Origin of the sequence: Maribacter algarum (ex Zhang et al. 2020) (genome assembly GCF_005885635.1) — a bacterium.
GTDB classification, from domain to species: Bacteria; Bacteroidota; Bacteroidia; order Flavobacteriales; family Flavobacteriaceae; genus Maribacter_C; species Maribacter_C algarum.
The window spans coordinates 89231-97473 of record NZ_VATY01000007.1; the positions used below are offsets into that span (position 1 = coordinate 89231).

An 8243-nucleotide genomic window follows, 5' to 3' on the forward strand; every position below is an offset into this window, starting at 1 on the left:
ATTACGATATGTTTTGGACCAAATCGAATTGGTCCATAGTCGTTTTGGAAAAGACTTTTTAAAGATAAAAATAACTAGGGAAGAACTCACCCGATTCAAAAGAGGACTAAAAGATCCATGAAATTAGTAAGGAAGAATAAATAGCAAAAAATGCAGTGGAATATCACTAGTTTTAATCCAAATTATAGTCCTAGTTAATGTAGAAAGATCAGTTTGAAATAATGGATAATATCATATTCATTTCAAATAAAAAAGGCTGAATCAAAAACCAAGTTTAATTTCAGCCTTTTCTCGCAATTTGACCTTCAACGCTAAACATATTGGAAATAAAACACACAGAACCAAAATCGAACGATCTTAACACATTTTGCTTATTAAAATTTCGTAATCTTCAAAAAAACACGTTTTACGCAACTTTTCTTTCCGTGGATTTAAGTTTTGTTTTTAGGTCCGAAATATCCTCACTAATCTTCTTTTCCAATACCCTGGCATAAATCTGGGTAGTCGAAAGTTTTTTGTGACCAAGCAATTTAGATACGGTTTCTATTGGAACACCATTGGCCAAAGTAACGGATGTCGCGAAAGTATGTCTTGCACAGTGAAAAGAAAGGTTCTTGTCTATTCCACATTTGGAAGCTAAGACCTTCAAATATTTATTGCATTTCTGATTAGAATAGACAGGTAAAAGCAAGTCTTCATTTTTCCCGTAAAGTTTATCCGCATATTTGTTCAGTATGGCCTTGGCCTTGTCCAATAAAGGAATCTTTACGAATGTCTCACTTTTTTCCCTTCGCGTGAATATCCAATCATCCCCGTCCATTCCAAGAACAACGTGTTCGGGTTTAAGTTGCTTTGCATCTATATAGGATAGGCCCGTATAGCAGGCAAAGACGAAAACATCCCTAACATATCCAAGTCCAATGTCCTTCAAAGAAAGACTTTCCATCAATTTCAATTCCTTGATACTCAGGAAAGGTCGATTGTACCGGTTGAAGTTTGCACGGAAAAACGCAAAAGGGTCTTTCTTGATGCAATCCAATTTAAATGCGATAGTCGTCATCTTTTTCAACCGTTCCATATGCTTCATAATACCATTATTAGTCAATGGTTGAGAGGCCTTTAGCGGCTTGCAATTCCTAAGGTAGTTCTCAAAACTAAGAACAAAGGAATAGTTGATGTGGGCGAGGTACACATTCTTTGACTTATACTTCTTCTTGATAAACAATAACAAGTATTTTTCCGTGGCACCATAATTCTTGGCCGTACCAGCCTCCAACTTCTGTACTTCATTATCCTTATGATATTGGAGCAAGTCCTTGAGTGTTCTTAATGGCACATCCTGACCGAGATATCTCAATTTTACAGACTGTGCGGTAAGGATCCTGCCTTCTTCCATGAGCTCTTTTTTACTCTGGGTAATATCTTGGTAAACTTCCATCAAGGCATCGTTTATAGACTTGGCTCCATTTACCTTGGTTTTTACCCTACCTGTATCATAAGACCAATAGGATTGTAATACAGAATGTTTTGTGCTGACATCGGCTCGGATGCCGTCTACCGTAATTCGCGCATAAATCGGGATAGTACCATCCCTTTTGGTGGAACGCTTCTTTAACCAAAATACTACGCTAAAAGTGTGTACTGTTTTCATCACTTTCGTTTTAGAGTTATTAATTCCGTTAAACGAAAGTCAAATCGCTGTGAAGATCAATTGCGACATTCTAGGTGTAAGATACAAAATTGATATTTATCAATAGGACACCTAATAGGACACCTTCAAATATGATTCTAAAACTATTCAAATGAAATCAAGGAAAATGTAATTCCTTGATTTTCATTTGTTTAGTAAAAAGATGGTATTTAAAAATACCACTTTTGTCGGGGTGGCAGAACTAAATATACCACCACAATATGTTAACTACCAGCCTTTTACAGACTTCATTTTAAATGATTAACCGAACTCTAAACTCGGTTCAAAATGGTACAAATCGATGCAAATTTTATGCGTCTTTTGCATCACCAATTTAAGGAATAAATCAATGCAAAAAAAATGTATTGATTCACTCATAAATATAAAGACTTAGCCCTGTCCAATTTTTGAGAAATACGCTTGCGAAGTCTTTCAGGTTGAATTACTTCAATAGCATCCCCAAAACCCAAAATCAAACGTTCCAATTCAAAATTGATTTTTACCTTGATATTTACTTCAATACTTCCGTCTTCATTTTCTTTTTCTATCAACTGTGAATGATGTAGAGGTTTAGTAACAACATATGGGGCATTGTACTTGTCAATCCATAATTTAATATTGGAAGCGCGTTCCCCTTGGTTAACGGTAACGCCTACTACGTCTTTATAAAAGCTGTCTGCATCAAATTCATAGTTGGAATATGGAGTTTTGAAATCATAGTCAATCGAAATGATTCGGTCAAGGGCCAGATTTACTATGCCTTTGTTCTTATTTCCCATCCCGATCAGAAACCATCTGTTGTTAAATTCCTTCAATAAGCACGGATGAAAAGTAATTACATTAGCCGTAGCAGCTTTAAAAGACTTGTACTCCACTTTCAAGACTACTTTTTTCTGAATGGCTTGATAGAGTTCGTCAAGCCAATGTAATCCTTTGAGATTCTCGTTCTTATCTAAATGAATTATGGATGATTGATGCGTCTTCTCAGTATATACTTTATCTTCTAATCTTTGAATAATTCCACCCAGTTCTGAAAACAAAGAAAAGTCTTTAAACTGCTTTAGCATTTCTACAGTTTCAGAAAGCACATTCATATCATTTTCCGTTATTGGAATATCCGTAATCGAATAATCCTCATCTTCGTATTTGTAATACTTTTTATCATAAGCAACAATTGGAGCATTGTAGCCTAGTTTATCACTTCTCATCAACTGAATATCGAGTTGCACGGTACGTTTGCTCACGTTCACTTCCCTACCTTCGTATTCATATAAGGCATCTGAACACGCTTCTATCAAATCATTCAGAGTCCATTGCCGATAGTTATTTTGAAGGCATTTGTCAATAGTTTTATAGCGGATTAGGGCGTTTTTGTTTAGGGCCATTATAATGTATTTAGTTCATTAGACAAATTTGCTCTTGCCTGCTTTTCAAAAGCGGATTGAAAACCTTTAGTTTGATAAATTGTGCTCTTGTCTAGAAAGTGTTGAAGTACTTTCTTCCTTCCCTTACGATACATAATACTGGGAATTTTAGCATATTCTTTTCTAATCTTCCGAGCATAATCTTGGTATACTTCTTCGGACTGACCTAAAATTGCTAAATCAAAATCTATCAATAACTTCTCATCATACGATTTGCCATTATGATGTTTCGTACAAAGAATAAGTGCTTCAATTCGTTGAATTCTATCTTCATCAAATCCAAGGTCTTGTAATACCTGAGTGGCTTTTATTGCACTTTTCTCCTCGTTATCCTTTTTCCAAATACTATAGATAAAATCATGATAGTAAATAGCCAAAAGCATCTCTTCAGTATTTTCAATCTCATCTTTGAACTTATCGAAATAGGCAAAGAGTTCGGTAAGGTGACCTAGATTGTGATATTTTCGAAACTTTTGTCCATAAGTGCCCGCTAGTTCATTCCATAAAGCGACAACTTCATTTTCCGTTAGTACATATTTAGAGAAAATCTTGGCGTATCTTTCTTTTAAGTCCATAGTGTATTTGATTTAAAATTACAAGAACTCAACTAACTGCGCAAAATAATTGCGTAGTACATCATCAAATTTGTATCATAATTTTAGAAATGATGAAAAGTAAACTTAAAAATCTAGCAACTGACAAGAAAGTAGACATACTCTTTGCTTGTGAATCTGGAAGTAGGGCTTGGGGCTTTGCTTCACCAGATAGTGATTTTGATGTTAGATTCTTATATACACATCCAATAGAGTGGTATTTATCAATCTCGGAAAAACGAGATAGCATCGATATAATCGATGGTGATTTTGATGCGGTCGGTTGGGAACTCAGAAAGAAACTACGCTTACTTAAAAAGTCGAACGTACCTGCATTGGAGCATTTGTTCTCACCTATAACATACATCGAAGAAAGCACATCCATAAAGGAACTACGAGCAATAGCTGAAGATTGCTTTTCTCCTGTAGCTTGTATGTATCACTATTTAAGTATGAGCAAGAAATATGAAGAAAAGTTGACTGGTGAAACTGTAAAACTAAAGAGTTTGTTTTATGCATTGCGAACAGCTTTGGCGGGCAAGTGGATACTGGAGTACAATACGATGCCACCTGTTGTTTTTAGCAAGATGTTATCTCTTGTAAAAAGGGATGAGGCTGACGAAATAAGACACTTGATGACTATAAAATCAGAGAATAACGAAAGTTATTTACACACTAGAAATGAGAAAGTCATAAATCTTATAGCAAGTGTTTTAGTTGTTAATGAAAAGTTTGCAAAATCGCTTTCTGGCGGGAAACCTGATACTGATAGAATAGATAGTTTTTTATATAACACCTTGACCAAATGAAAAGAATAGAAGAACTAAAAGCATCAGGAAATATCATATTTGAATGTATTAGCGGTAGTAGAGCATACGGACTCGCTACCGCTTCTTCTGATACCGATATTCGTGGAGTTTTTGTACTACCAAAAGAAAAGTATTATTCGTTGGAATATGTGGGTCAAATAAATAATGACACGAACGATATTGTTTATTATGAACTCAAAAAGTTCATAGAACTTCTTTCAAAAAACAATCCTAATCTTCTTGAATTGTTAAGTGTGCCAGAAGACTGCATACTCTCAAAGCATCCGCTATTCGATAAAGTCAAGTCTGAGTACTTTCTTTCAAGATTGTGCAAAGACACCTTTGCGAATTACGCTTTTACCCAAATAAAAAAGGCAAGAGGATTGAAGAAAAAAATAGTTAATCCTGTTGAAAAGGAACGAAAATTTGTTACTGACTTTTGTTTTGTTCGAAAAGAAAAGGGCGCTATGCCTTTGAATACCTTTTTAGAAAATGAAGGTTTCGAAGTGGCCCATTGTGGGTTGGCTAAAATAAGTCACATGAAAGATTGTTATAATCTGTTCTACAACCCTACTATGAAGTATAGTGGGATTGCAAGAGAAAATGCTAATGAAGTCTGCCTTAGTTCTATTCCAAAATCGGAAGTGCCAGCGGCTATTTTATATTTCAATCGAGATGGTTATTCATCCTATTGTAAAAGGTATAAAGAGTATTGGTCTTGGGTAGAAAAGAGAAATGATGAACGCTATAAGAGTAACATTTCGCATGAAAAGAACTACGATGCTAAAAACATGATGCATACTTTTCGTCTTTTACATATGGCTAAAGAAATAGGAGCTGATAATAAAATCAATGTAAAAAGACCTGACCGAGACTTCCTCCTAGGTATAAAGAATGCCGAGTTTGAATATGAAGAATTGGTAGAAAGAGCAGAAAAGTTAAGGGAGGAATTAGAAGTCATCTATGAAAAATCTAGTTTGATGGAAAGACCAGGTTTGAATATTGTAAATGAACTATTAGTTAACATTAGAGAAGAATTTTATACGCTATAGAAATTATGTCAAAAGAAATTTTAATTAAAGGATATGTTGAGAAAGTAAATAAGAATTACAATTCATTAGAGTACTACTTTGATGATGAATTAAAATTCCTACAACCTTTAAACCTCGCAAAATATGAAGTTATTAATTGCTTAATGATAGAACAATTCAATGCGGCCATAACCCTCACGAATCATATGACCGAAAGAATGCTGAAGCTTGCGCTTATAGAAAAAACAACTCATGGTTTAAAGATTTCAGAGAAGGATATCAATGAGCTAAATAAGACAATTACTGAAGCTTCCAATCTTTATGATTCAGAAAAAATGTCTCAAACAATAAAACTTGTTTACAATGAGGGGCTAATAACGGAGCAAGAAAAAACTTATTTGGACAAAGTTATTCGAGATAAAATAAGGAATAGTTTTTCCCATGCTGAAATGGAAAAAGTTAATAAAGGTAAAAAGGACCAAATAGAATTACGCTCATTTAAATTTACCGAAGTGCAAAAATCAATAAACGAAGGTAGCCCAATTCCAAAAAAGCAAATCAAAGTTTCAACAAAAGTGCCTTTTTTACAATCTGAAATTCAAAAGATGAAGGCGGAAGAAATTGCATTTCCATATTTCAAAAACATCTATAAGATAGCTAAGAACATTGACCGTAGGCTTGATGTTAAGAAAGAATACTACAAATAAATCTATCTACGCAAAATAATTGCGCACATGAGTCGCAAGTTTGTACCGGAATCATAAAGAAGCCGGTTCTCCGACTTCATGTAGCGCCCCGCCGAACGCTGGAGTCGGTGGGGCTAATTAAAAGAAATTATGGAAAACAGAATAAACATTACCGGAAAAGAGTTAATTGCAATGGGCTTCAAATCAGGAAAATGGATTCCTGAAGCCTTGGCACACATCAATACCAACCAATTGCAGGGAGATGCCCTATTAAACTACTTGGAGCAATTTCGTCCGGGGCCAATTGTGGATTTGCATTCGGAAACCATGCCGTATTCAGTGAATATCAAAGCGGAAAACGAATTGGAAGAAAAAAATGTATACTCCGTATTGGAATCTATGGATATTTTGATGCGTACGCCTACCCTAGTTGACGGCGCAGTGATGCCTGATGCTTGTCCGGCTGGACCTAAAGGAACGATTCCTGTTGGTGGAGTTGTTGCTGCTAAGAATGCCATTCACCCAGGTATGCATAGTGCTGATATCTGCTGCTCCGTGATGTTAACTGATTTTGGTTCAGCTGACCCAAAGGATGTCTTGAATGCCGCACATGCCAGTACACATTTTGGTCCTGGTGGGCGAGATAGAAATACCCAGTATCGATTTCCTACGGAATTGTTAGAGGCATTTGAAAGCAATTATTTCCTAAGGGATAATCAAATGATTCAAATTGCGAGAACACATTTGGGAACACAAGGTGATGGAAACCATTTTTTGTTTGTTGGAATTTCCAAAGAAACCGGAAACACCATGTTGATTACCCATCATGGTTCACGTGGTCCTGGCGCTCGTTTGTATACCAAAGGGATGAAAATTGCCGAACGTTTCCGGCAAGAGCTTTCTCCGGAAACCTTAAAGCAAAATGCATGGATTCCCTTTGATACCGAAGAAGGTGAAAACTATTGGCATGCTTTGCAAATCATAAGAGCATGGACAAAGAAAAACCATGAAGTTATTCATGATGCCACTTTGGAAGCTTTGGGAGTCAAAATTGAAAACCGTTTTTGGAACGAACATAATTTTGTATTCCAAGATGATGATATCTTTTATCATGCAAAAGGTGCTACACCTTTGGATGCCAAGTTTATGCCTGATATTACGGGTCCAAGATTGATTCCTTTGAACATGGCCGAGCCTGTATTAATAGTTGATGGAAATACTACGGCAACAAATTTAGGTTTTGCGCCTCACGGAGCAGGTCGAAACATGAGTAGAACCCAGCATAAGAAAAACAAAGCTGAGTTCACCAATGAAGAAGTATTCTTTGAAGAAACCAAAGGATTGGACGTGCGTTTCTTCTCGAATGAGATTGACGTTTCTGAATTGCCTAGTGCATATAAAAATGCCGCCACGGTTAGAAACCAAATGGATGAATTTGGTTTGGGTACAGTTCAAGATGAAGTTATGCCTTATGGGTGTATCATGGCTGGGGATTGGATGAAGAATGCTCCTTGGAAGAAGAAGCGCAGAAATCGATAATATTTGGAAGTTATACATATAAAATCACATCTTTGTAAAACAAATGACACCGAGAAAGTTACATATCATCCAACAAATAGAGCTTTGGCTCTGCGATTTTCGCTCAGAATATAGTGAGCGAAACGGACGCTATGTTACTTTATCCAACAGTTGATTCTATGAAATAACTCGATTAAGCGATAAAATAAAAGCGTCCAATTACAATTGGGCGCTTTTTTTGTGGAATTTTTTAAAGTAAAATGTGAAAAGTGGTAAACGAATAAAATAGCATAGTTGAAACAGAAAACAATTGGTAGACAGACAGTTGTAATAAATGTTCAAAATCCGCAATATGACGGACAGGAATTCTATTGTTCATATTTCAATGTAACTATCTGATTATCAATAAATTAAATTGATTTTTTCTTGTGTAATTTAAAAATCGTTTTCATCTTTGCACCGTCATAACTTATAAACCCATACAAATGGAAT

7 protein-coding genes are annotated in these 8243 nt (G+C 35.6%); 4 read left to right on the forward strand and 3 right to left on the reverse strand.

Annotated elements, in window-relative coordinates; all coding sequences use genetic code 11:
- Window positions 1-406 precede the first annotated feature (406 nt).
- The 3 genes from FEE95_RS21710 to FEE95_RS21720 form a co-directional block, all read right to left on the reverse strand.
- Window positions 407-1651: a site-specific integrase gene (locus tag FEE95_RS21710; protein WP_138660146.1), complete on the reverse strand. Its 1245-nt coding sequence runs from the start codon at window positions 1649-1651 to the stop codon at window positions 407-409.
- A 413-nt stretch (window positions 1652-2064) separates the two neighbouring features.
- Window positions 2065-3075: a helix-turn-helix transcriptional regulator gene (locus FEE95_RS21715; RefSeq protein WP_138660147.1), complete on the reverse strand. Its 1011-nt coding sequence runs from the start codon at window positions 3073-3075 to the stop codon at window positions 2065-2067.
- The gene (locus FEE95_RS21720) at window positions 3075-3689 is read right to left on the reverse strand and encodes an HD domain-containing protein (protein WP_138660148.1); all 615 of its coding nucleotides are present in this window, start codon (window positions 3687-3689) and stop codon (window positions 3075-3077) included. The genes FEE95_RS21715 and FEE95_RS21720 overlap by 1 nt, the downstream gene beginning before the upstream one ends.
- Window positions 3690-3778: 89 nt before the next feature.
- Here FEE95_RS21720 and FEE95_RS21725 point away from each other — a divergent pair, with 89 nt between their 5' ends.
- The 4 genes from FEE95_RS21725 to FEE95_RS21740 all read left to right on the forward strand — a co-directional run bounded on the left by FEE95_RS21725 (window position 3779) and on the right by FEE95_RS21740 (window position 7772).
- Complete coding sequence (locus FEE95_RS21725; RefSeq protein WP_138660149.1) at window positions 3779-4516, forward strand: nucleotidyltransferase domain-containing protein; 738 nt, start codon at window positions 3779-3781, stop codon at window positions 4514-4516.
- Complete coding sequence (locus tag FEE95_RS21730) at window positions 4513-5568, forward strand: nucleotidyltransferase domain-containing protein (protein WP_138660150.1); 1056 nt, start codon at window positions 4513-4515, stop codon at window positions 5566-5568. Before FEE95_RS21725 ends, FEE95_RS21730 begins: the two co-directional genes overlap by 4 nt.
- Before the next feature lie 5 nt (window positions 5569-5573).
- Window positions 5574-6254 carry a hypothetical protein gene (locus tag FEE95_RS21735; RefSeq protein WP_138660151.1) on the forward strand — a complete coding sequence of 227 codons (681 nt, stop codon included), beginning with the start codon at window positions 5574-5576 and terminating at the stop codon, window positions 6252-6254.
- 129 nt (window positions 6255-6383) lie between these two features.
- The gene (locus tag FEE95_RS21740) at window positions 6384-7772 is read left to right on the forward strand and encodes an RtcB family protein (RefSeq protein WP_171037118.1); all 1389 of its coding nucleotides are present in this window, start codon (window positions 6384-6386) and stop codon (window positions 7770-7772) included.
- Window positions 7773-8243 lie beyond the last annotated feature (471 nt).